Below are 15,591 nucleotides of genomic sequence, written 5' to 3'. Positions count from 1 at the left end.
GCGGCAGAGGTGCATCCCTGGCTGCGGATTGCTATCTTCAGGGGAACGGCCCCGGCGCCGTTGTCAGGGGGTATCCGTGAATCCGCAGATTGAGATGGTGACAGCGGTCTATGCTGCGCAGGGTATTCTTGCCCTGGTTCTTTCTGCATTCTTCTTCCGTTTTTATCGCGATTATCGCCACGCCTACCTGGTTCACTGGGGTCTGAGCTTCGTTGCCATGGCGATGCACGTCTTCTCGGCGGCGCTGGTGCTGGTGCTGCTTGCTCTCGACGTGAGCACGGGGCCGCGCACCCTGGTGTCGGCAGTCTCCATGGCCAGTCTCTACGCCCAGGCCGCACTTCTGCTGGCCGGTGTGGTGGCACTGAGCATCGGGCGGCGAGTGATTCCACGCCGGCTCATCGTTCTCGTGGCCATGGTGGCGCTGCTTGGCGCCTCCAGCGTCCTGATCGGTGCCTTCGACCCCGGGGCGGCCGAGCTGAGATTGTTCGTGCGCGTGGGCATGCGGCACGTGATGCTGGGGGCGGTCTTTCTGCTGGCCGCCTGGGTAATCTGGCGGCACAGCACCCGCGAGCTCAGCTCCGGCGCCGGTTTCCTGGCCATTGTCATGTTCATTTACGGTCTGCATCTGATGCACGGCCTGCTGGCGCAGATTCTGGTGGTCGGATTTCATCTGGCCATTCCCTATCTGGCCTACCTGCCCCTCGTGGACCTGCTGTTCTACGCCCTCATCGGTCTCGGTCTGGTGATCTGGCTGTTGCAGCAGGAGCAGCAAGTGGCCAGCACGGCCCGCAGCGAAGCCTCCCGGCTGAATTTCTATGACCCGCTCACCGAATTGCCCAACCGCCGGAACCTGGAGACCCGACTGCAGCGTGCGATTCGTACCCTTCGGGACACGGATCTCAAGCTGGCCTTCGCCTTTGCTGATGTGGAGCGCTTTCGTCGCCTCAACGACTCCATGGGGCATGCCAGCGGCGACGAAGTGCTGAGGATACTGGCCAGGCGCCTTCTGACCCGCCTGCCGGAAGGCGGAACGGTCGCCCGGGTGGGGGCGGACGAGTTCGCCTTCATACTGCCGGAGCTGCGCGGCGAGGAGGAAGCGCGCAGCCATCTGACCTACCTCATGGAAGGGATTCGCGAACCCATCCGGGTTCACGGGCAGGATATTCATCTCAGCTATTCCTGCGGCTTTGCCTTGTTTCCCGATGACGGACGAGGGGAGCAGGTACTGGTGCGCTCGGCCGATCTGGCCCATTCCCGGGCACGTCAGCGCAAGGGGGAACTGCTTTTGAGGTACCAGCCCGGCATGGAGTCCGACGCCAGCGAGCGTCTCATCATGGAAGCCGAGTTGCGGCGGGCACTGAGTCAGGACGAACTGCTCGTCCACTACCAGCCGATCATGGATCGGGAAGGTCGGGTGGCGAGTGTCGAAGCCCTGGTTCGCTGGCAACACCCGGAACGGGGCTTGCTGACGCCGGAGCAGTTTCTGCCTCTGGTCACCACCATGGGTCTTAGCCCGCAACTGGATTACTGGGTTCTGGAACAGGCCTGTCGTCAACTGGCGGCGTGGAAGAAGCGGGGTCTGTCACTCGGGATCGCGGTCAACCTGTCGGCACAGTTGTTCGAGCAACCGGAGTTGCCGGCGCGGGTCGAGCGAATCCTTCGTCGCAGCGGGGCACCCGCGGAGCTGGTCCAGCTGGAACTGACCGAACAGGTCGCCATGGACGATACCGAGACCGGACATGCCAGTCTGGGGCGCCTGCGCTCGCTTGGCGTGGGCCTGTCGCTGGATGACTTTGGCACCGGCTACAGTTCTCTCAGCTGGCTGCGACAGTTTCCGGTTCACCGCCTGAAGATTGACCGTTCCTTCATTGCTGAAATGAGCGAGGCGCAGGGACAGGCCGTGGTGGAAAGCATCATCGGCCTGGCTCATGCCCTTGATCTGAGGACGACAGCGGAGGGCGTGGAATCAGAGTGGCAATGGCAGATATTGCACGGTCTGGGCTGCGATCTCTTCCAGGGTTTTCATTTCAGCGCCGCCCTACCCGCCGAGGATCTGGAAGCCTTTGTCCGGCGCAATCGCCTGCATCTGGTTTCGCCCTGAACCGGCCGGGTGGCATGCCCCCTCAGGTCTGGGTAAACAGACGCCTTTCCGGGCGGCTGAAAAAGGATTCGCAGCCATCCTCCGTTACCCGAACGGTTTCCGAGATACCCAGCACCTTGTCACCCTCGATCCCGTATAGCCAGGGAATCAGGTGCATGGTCATGCCGGGTTCCAGTGGGCGGCGGTCACCGGGTTTCAGGCTGAGCATGTAGCCTTCGTCCCAGCTCGGTGCGAAGGCGATGCCGATACTGTAACCGGCACGGGTGATCAGTTCGGCACCCAGACGGTTGGCGCTGATAACGTGACGGGCAGCATGATCCACCTCGGCCGAGGTGACCCCGGGCCGGATGATGCTGAGCATTTCCTGCAGGGCCTCCCGGGCGATGGCTTCCGCTTCGCGCATCACCGGCGGTGGTTTTCCGGTCCAGACCGTGCGCATCATGGCCGTGTGGTAGCGGCGCATGCATCCGCCGATCTCCAGAAAAACCGCCTCGTCCTTCTCGATTCGTCGGCCTTCCCAGGTGGCATGCCCGAGCATGCAGCGAGGGCCCGAGACGATGTAGGGGGAGACGGCCGGATACTCCCCGCCGGCCCGGTACATGGCATCGTGAACCGCGGCCGCCACATCGTTCTCGGTGGCCCCCGGCACGGCCGCCTCGATACCGGCCTGCATGCCGATTTCCGTGGCATGAGCGGCCTGCTGCATGAGCCGGAGTTCCTCCTCGGATTTGGTTATGCGTCCGGCTTCCACGATGCCGAAGCAATCCACGAAGTGGCTGGCATCAAAGCTCGCCAGCATGCGTTCCTGCTGATAGGCGGGGAAGAAATAGCTGTTGCGTTCGTAGCCGATCCAGCAGTCGTGCAGATTGAATTCCTGCAGGGCGTGCCAGAGGGTCTCAATGGCGTCACCGGTGTCGCTGTAGGGTCGGGTGAGCTCCACGCAGGTGCGGGGGCGGACATTGGTTTCCTCCAGGCGGCGGGTGACCATGAACGGCTCGCCTTCCAGCGGAACCACCAGTGCCTGGAAATAGGAATAGCCGGTGGTCTGGTAGCCCGTTAGATAGAAGAGGTTGCCAGGATCGGTGATGATGGCGACTTCAATGCGCCGCCGCTGCATGCGTTCCCGCAATGCCCGCAGGCGTCGCTCGTACTCCTGCAGGGAAAAACTCAGCCCTTCATGATCCCGCATGCCGGTGATCCTCGATGGTGGTGGCCTCTGCCAAAAGCAGTACGCAATCGTCTGCCATGTCGTCAAGTACCTGGCCGCTCTCCCTTTGGCCGCCGTCCGCTGATTCCGTCCGGCGGCGGCCGGGGAGGGACAGACGGTTCGACCGGCTCACGGTATGATGGGGGATCATATGCCGAGGGAGCGCCCCGCCATGCCTGATCAGGACGCTGGACCCATTTATCTGGACTATGCCGCTACCACACCGGCCGATCCCAGGGTGGTGGCGGACATGATGGAGTGCCTGGGGCCGGATGGCTGTTACGCCAACCCGGCGTCGGATCACCCGGCGGGGCGAGCGGCGCGGGAACGGGTCGAGCAGGCCAGGGAGCAGGTGGCGCGGCTGATCGGCGCCGAGCCGAGGGAAGTCATTTTCACCTCGGGCGCCACCGAATCGAACAATCTGGCCATTACCGGTGCCGCTCGCTTTCACCGCGATCGCGGCCGGCATATCGTCACCAGCCCCACCGAGCACAAGGCGGTCGTGGATGTCTGCCGCTCTCTGGAACGGGAAGGTTTCGAGATCACCTGGCTTGAGCCTGACCGCCGCGGCCTGGTGGATGCCGGGCAGCTTCGTGCCGCCCTGCGCGATGACACCATTCTGGTCAGCCTCATGCACGTCAACAATGAGATCGGCGTCACCCAGGATGTTGCCGGCCTCGCCGCCATTGCCCGGGAGCGCGGCGTACTCTTTCATGTGGATGCGGCCCAGTCGGCCGGCAAGCTGCCCATCCGACTGGATCAGTGGCCGGTGGATCTGCTCTCGCTTTCCGCGCACAAATTCTACGGACCCAAGGGGGTCGGCGCGCTTTTCCTGCGTCGTCGGCCCCGGGCCCGTGTCGAGGCCCTCATGCACGGGGGCGGGCACGAGCGCGGCCTGCGTTCCGGCACGCTGGCCACCCACCAGATCGTGGGTCTGGGCAGGGCGGCCGAAATTGCCCGCGAGGAACAGGCGGGGGAGCACGCGCGCCTGCAGAGCCTGCGTCAACGCCTGCTGGACGGCCTGTTGGCCCTGTCGGACGTGAGCGTGAACGGGCACACCGAACAGTGCGTACCCGGCATCCTCAATCTGCACTTTGGCGGATTGCACGGGGAGGCGCTGAAGGCCTGGCTGGAACCGCATCTTGCCGTTTCCGGGGGGTCGGCCTGTACCTCTGCCCATGTGGCGCCCTCCTATGTCCTGCGCGCCCTGGGGCGCAGTGATGCCGAGGCCGAACGCTCCCTGCGGCTCAGCCTTGGGCGTTTCACCACCGAGGCGGAGGTGGAGCAGGCCATTGCCGTGTTCCGCGAGGCCGTCCCCCGTCTCCGGGCCCTGTCGCCGCGGGCGGGGGATTCGTCCGCCAGCGTGGTCTCGGGTTAACATGGTGGTCTGATGGTGGCTGGCGAGGTGTGGATGGACCGTAATGGTCGTGACCGGGGCAAAGGCGCTGCCTTGCCCGCGCACAGCCCCTACAGCGCGGCCTGCTGGCGGCGTTTCCGCGAGCCCCGGCATGTCGGTCCGCCCGCGCCGGGCCAGGCCATGGTCACTGCCGTAGCCACCGGGCGTGCCGACGACGCGGAGGTTCGATTCTGGCTCCAGCCCCGGCCCAGGGCCGCCTGGTTCCTGGCCCACGGTGGACCGTGGCTGGTGGCGGCGGCCGAGCTCTGCTGTGAAAGCTGGCAGGCGGGGGAACCGGTGCCCGATGCCCACGGTCTCAGCGACAGGCTGGGGGCGCCACCGGATCGCCTGGATGCATTCATTACCGTGGAAGACGCCTGGCAGGCGCTCCTGGCCAGGCTGCAACAACAGACGGCGAACAACGAGGTGTAGACATGTCCATTTCCCTGACCGAATCTGCGGCCCGACGGGTGAGTTCCCACCTGGAGAAACGTGGGCACGGGATCGGGCTGCGCCTGGGGATCAAGAAAACCGGCTGCTCGGGCTGGGCCTATGTCATCGATTATGCCGACGAGCAGGGCGAGAACGACGTGGTGTTCGAAGATCGCGGCGTCAAGGTGATCGTGAATCGGGATCATCTTGGCCATCTGGACGGCACCGAGCTGGATTACGTCCGCGAAGGCATCAACGAGGCCTTCAAGTTCCGCAATCCCAACGTGAAGGACGAGTGTGGCTGCGGAGAGAGCTTCACCGTCTCGTGATCCGCTCACCGGCCCGTTTCGGGCCATGATTCCCTGTTCATTCCGGTATTTGCGTTGCCGTGATGCCCGTCGGCCGAGTACCATAGCCGGCTGGGCCGCTCCGCCCGTTCCCGCCGTGTCGGCGGTCGGGCGGCAGGCAGCGCTTTTTCAGGTGTTTTTTCCAGTCATGACAGGTAGTTACCCAGGAGAATATTGAATGGCCGTGCAGCGCACCCTTTCCATCATCAAGCCCGACGGTGTCGAGAAGAACATCATCGGTGAGGTCTACAGCCGATTCGAGAAGGCCGGCCTCAAGATTGTTGCCGCCCGCATGATGCATCTGAGCCAGACTCAGGCCGAGGGCTTCTATGCCGTGCACAAGGAGCGTCCCTTCTTCGGCGCCCTGGTGGAGTTCATGACCTCCGGGCCGGTGATGGTGCAGGTGCTGGAAGGCGAGGACGCCATTGCCCGCAACCGGGATCTGATGGGCGCCACCAACCCGGCGGAAGCCGAGGCCGGCACCATCCGTGCCGACTTCGCCCAGACCATCGACGCCAATGTGGTGCACGGTTCCGACGGCGAAGACACCGCCCGGACGGAAATCGATTTCTTCTTCAAGCCGGAAGAGATCCACTCCCGCTAAGGCGGGGCATTCCCCTCGCAGGCGAGGGTGGAGCGTAAGCAAGGTGCCGGAACTGCTCAGAAACAATCTGCTCGGGATGGATCGCGCCGGTCTGGAAGCGTATTTCCAGCGTATTGGCGAGAAGCCCTTCCGTGCCCGGCAGATCATGAAATGGATCTATCAGCAGGGAGAAACCGATTTCTCCCGGATGACGGATCTCAGCGTCAAGCTGCGTGATCACCTGATGCAGACGGCCGAGGTGCGCCCGCCCGAGGTGCTGTCCGATCACGTGTCCAGTGACGGCACCCGCAAGTGGCTGATGCGGGTGGACGCAGGCAACTCCGTGGAAACCGTGTTCATCCCGGAAGAGGGGCGGGGTACCCTGTGCATCTCCTCCCAGGTCGGTTGTGCCCTGGACTGCCAGTTCTGTGCCACCGCAGAACAGGGCTTCAACCGCAACCTGACCACGGCCGAGATTCTCGGCCAGGTCTGGTACGTGAACCAGTTGCTCGGGCGTGACGAGCACAACGCCCGTCGACTGACCAATGTGGTGCTCATGGGCATGGGTGAGCCGCTGGCCAACTTCCGCAATGTCATTCCGGCCATCAACATCATGCTCGATGACCTGGCACTGGGGCTGTCCAAGCGCCGCGTCACGTTGAGCACCTCGGGTGTGGTCTCCAATCTGTATCGCTTTGCCGATCAGTCGGAAGCCGCGCTGGCTGTCTCCCTGCATGCACCCTTCGACGAGCTGCGGGACGAGATCGTGCCCATCAACCGCAAGTGGCCGCTGAAGGAATTGATGGCGGCCTGCCGTTATTACATTGAGAAACATCCCGGGCGGCACATTACCTGGGAATACGTGATGCTGGATGGCGTCAATGACAGCGAGGCCCATGCGAAAGGTGTGGCCAGGCTGCTTGCCGGGATTCCATCCAAGGTGAATCTCATCCCGTTCAATCCCTATCCCGGCGCCCGCTATCGTCGTTCCAGCGATGAGCGCATTGCCCGCTTCCGGGAGATACTGCAACAGCGCGGATTCAACACCATCACCCGCAAGACCCGGGGTGATGATATCGATGCGGCCTGCGGCCAGTTGGCAGGTCAGGTCATGGATCGCAGCCGTCGTCAGGAAAGACGGGCGGCTGCCGCGGTGGGAGTGGCCTCATGAAAGTGGTGACAAGACTGCTGTACGTATTGGTATTGCTGTCCCTGCTGGGGGGGTGTGCCGGTAGCGGCCCGGAGCAGCCAAGAACCGACGACGAGGAAGCGGCCCTCAATCATCTCCAGCTGGGTATCCACTACATGCGCCAGGGGCGTCTGAACGCCTCCAAGGATAACCTGGAACGGTCACTGCGCCTGGATAACCGCAACCCGATGACCCACGCCACCATTGCGTTGCTCTACGAGCAGCTCAATGATTTTCGGCTTGCCGAGCGCCATTATCGACGGGCCCTGCGGCTGGACGGGGACGACCCTTCCATTCGCAACAATTACGGCACCTTCCTCTGCCGTCGCGGTGATTACCGGGAAGCGGAAGAAGAGCTGGTGCGCGCGGCCCGCAATCGCCTCTACGAGACCCCGGAAGTGGCATGGACCAATGCGGGAAGCTGTGTCCGGCGCATCCCGGATTATGAAGCCGCCGAATCCCATTTCCGCAATGCCCTGCGCGTTCGCCCCAATTACACCGACGCACTCTGGTCCATGGCGGACATGCAGTACGAGCGTGAGGAATATCTCAGTGCACGTGCCTTTTTCCAGCGCCTGGCGGAACAGGACGAGCTTGAACCGGCCGCGCTGTACCTTGGGGTGCGGATCGAGGACGCACTGGGTGATCGCATGGAAGCCCGACGTCACGCGAATCGCCTGAAGTCCAAGTATCCGGATTCCGAATTCAAGCACAGGCTGGCGGAGTTGGGTTATGACTGATGAGCCTACCCGGAATGACAGGGCGGATCAGGATGAACAACCGCATGGACCCGGCCAGCGACTGAGGGAGCAGCGCGAGTCACTGGGCCTGACCCTGGAGCAGGTAGCGCAGGAGCTGCGTATCCTCAAGGGCGTGCTTCAGGCACTGGAAGAGAATCGTTACGAGGTGCTGGAAGCCCCCATCTTCGTGCGCGGTCACCTGAGGAATTATGCCCGGCTGCTCGATCTCCCGGTGGATCAGATCGTCGCGGCCTACGATGCCACTTTGCCCGCCCATTCCACACCGGAGTTGAGACTGGGACGAAAGGGTGGGCCGGCCATGGACGCTCAGACGCCGGCATGGGTTGCGCCGGTGGCGTGGCTGGTGGTTCTCACCATGCTGGTCATGGGCGGGCTGTGGTGGTACGCCGGCCCCCATCGCGAGACGATCGCCATCGATCAGGAACGGCCCACGCCGGCCGTTGCCGAGGAAACGGTGACCCAGCGGCAATCGTCGCCGCGTGATGAGGGTGATGTCGAGCGTGAAGTGGCAGAGGCGGCGGTCACGGAGACGGAAGGGGCATCCGTTGACGAATTGGCGGACGAGCCGGCCAGCCTGATTGACGAGGGTGATGCCGGCAGGAACGATGCGGATCCGGAGCCCCCCGTGGCACGGGAAGCCGCCCCGGAAACCGCGGAAGAGACCGATGCCGTTTCGCGCCAGGCCGTGGCGATGCCGGCGGAGGTTGACGATGTTGAAACCGTGCCAGCGCCGATTCCGCCCCTGGAAGACGTGGATCCGGCAGAGCGCCGGATTCTGCTGCTGTCACTGGACGACGACTCCTGGCTGGAAATTCATGACGCCGATGACCGCCAGTTGTACTACGGTCTGGCGGTTCAGGGTGAGGATGTCCGCGTGGAGGGGCGAGCCCCCATCAGTGTCTTCATGGGCAATGCGCCGGCGGTGACGATTCAGGCCGATGGTGAAACGGTCGATTTCAGCGCCCGTATCCGGCGCGATAACACCGCGCGCATTCGCGTCGACGCAGGCAACCAAGGGTCCCCAGGCCAGGATTGATCACGGGAATTCCATTCAGTGGATTTCACACCCCGGGGTGTGAATGAGGGAGCAGTTGTGTCCAAGGGTATTCAGGCCGTCAGAGGCATGAACGACATCCTGCCGGAAGAAAGCCCGTTCTGGCAGTATGTGGAAGATGTGGCTCGGTCGGTCTTCGAGGAATACGGTTACAGCGAGATTCGCATGCCGATCGTGGAGCGGACGGAGCTTTTCGTGCGTTCCATCGGTGAGGTCACCGATGTGGTCGAGAAGGAAATGTACACCTTCGAGGACCGCAGCGGTGACAGTCTGACGCTCCGTCCGGAAGGCACCGCCGGCTGCGTGCGGGCCGGCATGAGCCATGGCCTGTTTCACAACCAGATTCAGCGTCTCTGGTACCAGGGGCCGATGTTCCGGCACGAACGCCCCCAGAAAGGGCGGTATCGCCAGTTCCATCAGCTGGGCGTCGAGGCCTATGGCCTGGACGGGCCGGATATCGATGCCGAGATGCTGTTGCTGACCGCTCGCCTGTGGAAGCGGCTCGGGCTTTCCCATGTTCGCCTGCAGCTGAACTCCCTGGGCAACCCCGAGGCCCGGCAGGCTTATCGGGAAAAGCTGGTGGCCTATTTCCAGGGTTACCGTGACCAGCTGGACGAGGACAGCCTGCGCCGTCTGGACAGCAATCCCATGCGGATTCTGGACAGCAAGAACCCGGATCTGGCGGACATCATTGCGGGCGCCCCCAGCATTCTCGATCACCTGGATCCGGAGTCAGAGGCGCATTTCGCCGGTCTTCGCCAGCGACTGGATGCCCAGGGCATCGACTACACGGTCAACCCGCGCCTGGTTCGGGGTCTGGATTACTATTCCCGGACGGTGTTTGAGTGGACAACCGACCGCCTTGGCGCTCAGGATGCGGTCTGCAGTGGCGGACGTTACGATTTCCTGGTTTCGCAGCTGGGCGGGCGGCATGTGCCGGCCGTGGGCTGGGCGCTTGGCATGGAACGCCTCATCGCCTTGCTCGCGCTCGATGAGGCGCCACGGCGTGCCACTCTGCCACATGCCTATCTGGTCATGGTGGGCGAGGCCGCCGAGGACATTGGCTTCGTTCTCGGCGAGCGCTTGCGGGATCAGGTCGCGGGTCTGCGCCTGCTCGCCCATTGTGGTGGCGGGAGCTTCAAGTCGCAGCTGAAGAAGGCGGACCGAAGCGGCGCGGACTTTGCGCTGATTCTCGGTGAATCCGAGGTGGAGAGCGGGGAGGTGGCCGTCAAGCCCCTGCGCAGCGGCGACGAACAGTTTCATTGTAGCCACGAGGCATTGGCGGAATTTCTCGCCGGCCACGTGAATCAATAGCATCGAAAAAAAAAGGCGAGGTCAGTCGTGTTCAGTTCAGACGAAGAAGCCCTTGAGGCGGTAAAAAGCTGGTGGAAGGAAAACGGTGGTTACATCATCGCCGGTCTGGTGATCGGTATTGCCCTGATTGCCGGCTGGCGTTTCTGGCAGGCCTCCCTGGAAAGTGAGGCCCGCGAGGCGTCCGGCCTGTATCAGCGAGTGGCCGTCGCCGCCCAGGCCGGAGACCGTGAACAGGTAATGGGCTTCACCGAACAGCTGCAGAACGACTTCCGTCGCAGTGCCTATGCCAGCCAGGCTTCCCTCCGTGTGGCCTCCATGGCCGTGCAGAACAGTGAGCTGGACGTTGCCGGTGAACAGCTGCGCTGGGTGATCGACAATACCCGGGATCGGGAACTCGAGAAGCTGGCCCGTGTCCGTCTGGCAAGAGTTCTGGTTGCCGGCGATCGTCCTGATGAGGCCCTCGCCGTTCTGGATATCCCCGAGCCTGGCCGCTTCGGGCCCCTGTTTGATGAATTGCGGGGTGATGCGCATTACGCCAAGGGTGACCGTAGCGCGGCACGTGCCGCCTACGGCCGGGCGTTGGCGGCCGACGATGAGCAGTTCGCTGCGAGCAGCGCGCTGGACATGAAGTACCACGACCTGGCGGGTTATGAAGACTGATGCCTAATTCTCAGCGTAGAAAGGATCTGCGATCCCTCATCGCATTGCTGATCGTTCTGTTTGCCGCGGCCTGCGCCCAGAAGGGTGCCATCGAGGAGCCTCGCGAACTGGAATCGTTCGACGCCCGTTATGACGTCAACACGGTCTGGACCCACCGCGCCAGGGGCCGGGCGGAACGCCTGTTCCTCGGTCTGCGGCCGGACACGGATGGTGAGCGGGTCTACGTGGCCGGACACGGTGGTCGGGTTGCGGCGCTGAGCGCGGATCGCGGGCGTACCGTCTGGTCAGTGGATCTGGATGCCGAGCTGGCCGGTGGCCCCCGCTTTGGTGAACGTCTGGTGTTCGTGGGCAGCCTCGACGGGCGCCTGTTTGCGCTGGATGCCGAAGATGGCCGTGAGCGCTGGTCCACCCAGGTGGGCGGCGAGATCCTTGCCGCGCCTGCCGTGAGTCGGGGCTATGTCATCGTCAAGACGGCGGATGGCCGCGTTCGCGGTCTGGCGATCGATGATGGTGCCGAACTCTGGTCCCGTTCGGAAGATCCCCCCGCGCTGAAAATGCGTGGCAACGCCGAACCCATCATCCGCGGTAATCGCGTGCTGGTGGGCTTCGAGAATGGGCGGGTGCGGGCCATCAGCTTCCGTGACGGCCAGAGCCTCTGGGGCGACTCCGTGGGTGTGGCGGCCGGTCGAACGGAACTGGACCAGATCGCCGATATTGCTCCCCTCATGGCCGCCAGCGAGGATATGGTTTACGCCGCCTCCGCTGACGGGCGCCTCGCGGCCATCTCCATGACGGGCAGCCGTCGCTGGGATCGGGACATCGGCAGTCTCGCCGGTCTCAGTATCGATGAGTCCATGCTCTACCTCAGTGATCGCAATTCCGAGATCCATGGTCTTGGGCTCGCGGGTGGTGCCAGTGTGTGGATCCAGGATGCGCTACGTGCCCGCCAGGTGACAGCGCCGGTGGTTTACCGCGATACGGTCGTGGTCGGCGATCTGGATGGTTATGTCCATTTCCTGGATGTTGAGACCGGTGAGCTGGTGGCCCGTACCCGCGTCTCCCGCAAGCGGATCAATGTGGCCCCGGTCATTGTCGGTGATTCCATCGTCGTGCAGGATGGCAACGGCCGTGTGCGCGCCCTGCAACTGCGCGACAGAAACTGAGCAAGAGCCAAAGCCATGCTGCCAGTCGTCGCCCTGCTGGGCCGCCCCAATGTGGGCAAGTCCACGCTCTTCAATCAGCTCACGCGCAGCCGTGACGCCCTGGTAGCAGACTCGCCCGGCCTCACCCGCGATCGCCAGTACGGTATCGGCCGGGTGGGGCCGCGCCCCTTCATCGTCATCGACACGGGAGGCATCGGCGAGGCCGAGCGTCCGGTCGAGGAGCTGATGGAGCAGCAAAGCCTGCGTGCGCTCGAGGAAGCCGATATTGCCATTTTCGTGGTGGATGGTCGCCAGGGCCTGACACCGGCCGACGAGCAGCTGGCGCGCGCCTTTCGCAAGCAATCCAGAACCGTGCTGCTGGCGGTGAACAAGGCCGAGGGCCAGTCGCGGGATGAAGTCACCGCCGAATTTCACGCGCTTGCCCTGGGTGAACCAAGAGCCATTTCCGCCACCCTCGGACGCGGCATCCAGCCCCTGATTGAAGACGCCCTTTCCCATGTGCCCGAACTCGAGGGCGAGCAGGGCTACAACGAGGATGGCATCCGCGTGGCGGTCATCGGCCGCCCCAATGTGGGCAAATCCACACTCATCAATCGCTGGCTGGGCGAGGAGCGCATGGTGGCTTCCGATGAGCCCGGCACCACCCGGGATGCGGTTCGTGTTCCCTTCAGCCGGGACGGCCAGGATTACGTACTGGTGGACACGGCGGGTGTTCGTCGTCGTGCCAGAGTGCATGAATACGTCGAAAAGCTGAGTGTGGTGAAGACCCTTCAGGCCATCGAGGATGCCAATGTGGTGGTGGCCCTGGTGGATGGCTCGGAAGGGATCACCGATCAGGACGCCTCGATCATGGGGCTGGCACTGGAAGCCGGGCGCGCCATGGTGGTGGCCGTGAACAAGTGGGATGGCATTGCACCGGATCGCCGTGAGCGCACCAAGGTGGAGCTGGATCTCAAGCTGCCCTTCCTCGGTTTTGCCAAACAGCACTTCATTTCCGCCAAACACGGCACCGGTGTGGGCGAACTGCTGGGATCGGTCAATGAGGCCTGGGAAGCCGCCAATCGCGATTTGCCCACGCCGGTACTCACCCGCGCACTGGAAGATGCCGTCAGTCGCCACGCGCCACCCCTGATTCGCGGGCACCGCATCAAGCTTCGCTATGCCCATCAGGGTGGCAAGAATCCACCCCTGATCGTGATCCACGGAAACCAGACGGAACGCACCCCGAAGGCCTATCGCCGGTATCTGGAGAACTACTTCCGCCAGACCTTCGATCTCCAGGGTACGCCCATCCAGATTGAATTCCGCAGCACGGAAAATCCCTTCAAGGGCCGGCGTAACAAGCTCACGGATCGCCAGATCCAGAAGCGCAAGCGGCTCAAGCGCCACACCCGTGGCAAGTAGGTCCAATGACCCCGTGATCGTTTCATCCCAATGAACACTCTCATCACCACAAGCCCCTGGAAGCGCCGATGAGCAAGCCCGACGACATCATCATCATTGGCGCCGGCCACAATGGCCTGACCTGTGCCTGCTACCTGGCCAGGGCCGGCCTGCGGGTTCGGGTACTGGAAGCCCGTCACGTGGTGGGCGGTGCCGCGGTCACCGAGGAATTCCACCCGGGGTTTCGCAACTCCACCGCCAGCTACACCGTCAGCCTGCTGAACCCGAAGGTCATTCGTGATCTGAACCTGCATGAGCACGGCCTGAAGATTGTCGAGCGGCCCATGTCCAACTTCCTGCCGCTGGAGAATAGAGATGCCCTGTGCCTAGGGCCCGGCCGCCAGGACACCCTGAATGAAGTGGCACGTTTTTCCAGGCGGGATGCTGGGCAATGGCCGGCCTTCGAGGCCATGCTGGACGGTGCGGCGGCCGCCCTGCGGGACATGATCCTGCAGACGCCACCCAATGTGGGCGGCGGCCTGACCGACCTGATCCATGCCCTGCGCGACGGTCGCCAGTTCGCGCGCATGGACGCGGAAGCGCGGCGTGACCTGCTCGCCCTGTTCACCCGCAGCGCCACCGACATTCTGGATCAATGGTTCGAGTCCGATGCGGTCAAGGCCATTCTTGGCTTCGACAGCATCGTGGGCAATTACGCCAGCCCGGATACGCCAGGATCCGCCTATGTGCTCCTGCATCATGTTTTCGGTGAGGTGAATGGCAAGCCGGGCGCCTGGGGGCATGCCATCGGTGGCATGGGGGCCATTACCCAGGCCATGGCCAGGGAAGCCGAACGGCTGGGCGTGGTCATCGAGATCGAAGCCCCGGTGGCGCGACTGCGCAGCGAGAAGGGGGCTGTGCAGGGGGTGGAACTGGTGGACGGGCGTTTCCTGCCGGCCCGCCGGGTGGCGGCCAATGTGGGGCCGAAACGTCTCTATCTGGAATTGATCGAGGCCGATGACCTGCCGGCGGATTTCCGCCGCCGCATGGAAGGGTTCCGTTGTGCCTCCGGTACGTTCCGCATGAACGTGGCCCTGTCGGAACTGCCCCGATTCACGGCCCGCCCGGAAACCGGTCCGCACCTGTCATCCGGCATCGTGATTGCCCCGTCGCTGCGCTACATGGATCAGGCCTGGCTGGATGCCCGCGCGACGGGCATGGCCAAGCGGCCGGTGGTGGAGATGCTGATCCCCAGCACGCTGGATGACAGCCTTGCGCCGGAGGGCCAGCATGTGGCCAGCCTGTTCTGCCAGCATTTTGCCCCCGAGGGTCCGCCGGGTGGCTGGAGCGATCAGGCCCGGCAGCAGGCCGTGGATGCCATCCTCGATACAGTGAACGAGTTTGCCCCCAATTTTCGCGACAGCATTGTCGGCCAGCTCGCCCTGAGTCCGGCGGACCTCGAGGCCCGATTCGGTCTGGTGGGTGGCGATATCTTCCACGGTGCGCTGCAGCTGGATCAGCTGTATTCCGCCCGCCCGATGCTCGGCTACGGCGATTACCGCGGGCCGATCAAGGGGCTCTATCACTGTGGTTCCGGGGCGCATCCGGGTGGTGGCGTGACGGGGGCACCGGGACACAACGCCGCTCGTGAAATCCTGCGTGATCGCCGCTGGTACGAGCGTCTGGTCTGAGCGGGGCGGGCTTGTTACGGTGGCCTCATCGGCCACGCTATCGATCGCCGTTCGGGCGGCTGCGGGAGGCGTCCATGCTGCGCACCATCAAGGATCAATCGGGGGAGACCTGGGAAGTGGTTCGTGGCCATGAATCCTACGGGGCCATGGTGATCCTGTTCTGTTGCACCCGTGATCAGCGGGTCATGAAGTCCTACATTTTCGCGGACAATGCCCTCGATGCCGACAGCGAAATCGACGGCCTGAGCGACGACGAGCTGCTGCAGCGGCTGGATGAGGCCGAGCCGGGGCCCTGAGAGTGGCGCAGCCG

15 protein-coding genes are annotated in these 15,591 nt (G+C 63.7%); 14 read left to right on the top strand and 1 reads right to left on the bottom strand.

Annotation, left to right across the window (positions count from 1 at the left end; translation table 11 throughout):
* Window positions 1–76 precede the first annotated feature (76 nt).
* The gene (locus RBH19_RS02385) at window positions 77–2,101 is read left to right on the top strand and encodes a putative bifunctional diguanylate cyclase/phosphodiesterase (protein ID WP_306727200.1); all 2,025 of its coding nucleotides are present in this window, start codon (window positions 77–79) and stop codon (window positions 2,099–2,101) included.
* Between the two features lie 22 nt (window positions 2,102–2,123).
* Here the strand turns inward: RBH19_RS02385 and doeA are convergent, their stop codons facing one another.
* Complete coding sequence (doeA, locus tag RBH19_RS02380; RefSeq protein ID WP_306727199.1) at window positions 2,124–3,290, bottom strand: ectoine hydrolase; 1,167 nt, start codon at window positions 3,288–3,290, stop codon at window positions 2,124–2,126.
* 190 nt (window positions 3,291–3,480) lie between these two features.
* Between doeA and RBH19_RS02375 the strand changes: the two genes are divergently transcribed.
* The 13 genes from RBH19_RS02375 to RBH19_RS02315 all read left to right on the top strand — a co-directional run bounded on the left by RBH19_RS02375 (window position 3,481) and on the right by RBH19_RS02315 (window position 15,577).
* Window positions 3,481–4,686 (top strand): aminotransferase class V-fold PLP-dependent enzyme, encoded by a 1,206-nt coding sequence (locus tag RBH19_RS02375; protein ID WP_306727198.1) that lies wholly within the window; start codon window positions 3,481–3,483, stop codon window positions 4,684–4,686.
* Window positions 4,687–4,719: 33 nt separating this feature from the next.
* On the top strand, window positions 4,720–5,136 hold the full coding sequence (locus tag RBH19_RS02370) for a hypothetical protein (protein WP_306727197.1): 417 nt from the start codon (window positions 4,720–4,722) through the stop codon (window positions 5,134–5,136).
* Between the two features lie 2 nt (window positions 5,137–5,138).
* Window positions 5,139–5,465 carry an iron-sulfur cluster assembly protein IscA gene (iscA, locus tag RBH19_RS02365; RefSeq protein ID WP_306727196.1) on the top strand — a complete coding sequence of 109 codons (327 nt, stop codon included), beginning with the start codon at window positions 5,139–5,141 and terminating at the stop codon, window positions 5,463–5,465.
* Between the two features lie 196 nt (window positions 5,466–5,661).
* Window positions 5,662–6,087, top strand: a complete 426-nt coding sequence (gene ndk, locus RBH19_RS02360) for a nucleoside-diphosphate kinase (RefSeq protein ID WP_306727195.1) — start codon at window positions 5,662–5,664, stop codon at window positions 6,085–6,087.
* 43 nt (window positions 6,088–6,130) lie between these two features.
* Window positions 6,131–7,237 carry a dual-specificity RNA methyltransferase RlmN gene (gene rlmN / locus RBH19_RS02355; protein ID WP_306727194.1) on the top strand — a complete coding sequence of 369 codons (1,107 nt, stop codon included), beginning with the start codon at window positions 6,131–6,133 and terminating at the stop codon, window positions 7,235–7,237.
* Complete coding sequence (gene pilW, locus RBH19_RS02350) at window positions 7,234–7,995, top strand: type IV pilus biogenesis/stability protein PilW (RefSeq protein ID WP_306727193.1); 762 nt, start codon at window positions 7,234–7,236, stop codon at window positions 7,993–7,995. The genes rlmN and pilW overlap by 4 nt, the downstream gene beginning before the upstream one ends.
* A complete protein-coding gene (locus RBH19_RS02345; RefSeq protein ID WP_306727192.1) occupies window positions 7,988–9,052 on the top strand; it encodes a RodZ domain-containing protein in 1,065 nt (354 codons plus the stop codon). Before pilW ends, RBH19_RS02345 begins: the two co-directional genes overlap by 8 nt.
* Window positions 9,053–9,109: 57 nt before the next feature.
* Window positions 9,110–10,384: a histidine--tRNA ligase gene (gene hisS, locus RBH19_RS02340; protein WP_306727191.1), complete on the top strand. Its 1,275-nt coding sequence runs from the start codon at window positions 9,110–9,112 to the stop codon at window positions 10,382–10,384.
* Window positions 10,385–10,411: 27 nt separating this feature from the next.
* The gene (locus RBH19_RS02335) at window positions 10,412–11,044 is read left to right on the top strand and encodes a YfgM family protein (protein WP_306727190.1); all 633 of its coding nucleotides are present in this window, start codon (window positions 10,412–10,414) and stop codon (window positions 11,042–11,044) included.
* Complete coding sequence (gene bamB / locus RBH19_RS02330; protein WP_306727189.1) at window positions 11,044–12,207, top strand: outer membrane protein assembly factor BamB; 1,164 nt, start codon at window positions 11,044–11,046, stop codon at window positions 12,205–12,207. The genes RBH19_RS02335 and bamB overlap by 1 nt, the downstream gene beginning before the upstream one ends.
* Before the next feature lie 15 nt (window positions 12,208–12,222).
* On the top strand, window positions 12,223–13,611 hold the full coding sequence (gene der / locus RBH19_RS02325) for a ribosome biogenesis GTPase Der (protein ID WP_306727188.1): 1,389 nt from the start codon (window positions 12,223–12,225) through the stop codon (window positions 13,609–13,611).
* 68 nt (window positions 13,612–13,679) lie between these two features.
* Entirely contained in the window at window positions 13,680–15,281 is a 1,602-nt protein-coding gene (locus tag RBH19_RS02320) for a phytoene desaturase family protein (RefSeq protein WP_306727187.1), read from the top strand.
* A 74-nt stretch (window positions 15,282–15,355) separates the two neighbouring features.
* The gene (locus RBH19_RS02315; RefSeq protein WP_306727186.1) at window positions 15,356–15,577 is read left to right on the top strand and encodes a hypothetical protein; all 222 of its coding nucleotides are present in this window, start codon (window positions 15,356–15,358) and stop codon (window positions 15,575–15,577) included.
* Window positions 15,578–15,591: the final 14 nt, after the last annotated feature.

The sequence above is a fragment of the Natronospira bacteriovora genome, from assembly GCF_030848495.1.
Lineage (GTDB): Bacteria > Pseudomonadota > Gammaproteobacteria > Natronospirales > Natronospiraceae > Natronospira > Natronospira bacteriovora.
The sequence above is the reverse complement of the archived record's forward strand: the minus strand, read 5'-3'. Positions and strand labels throughout refer to the sequence as shown.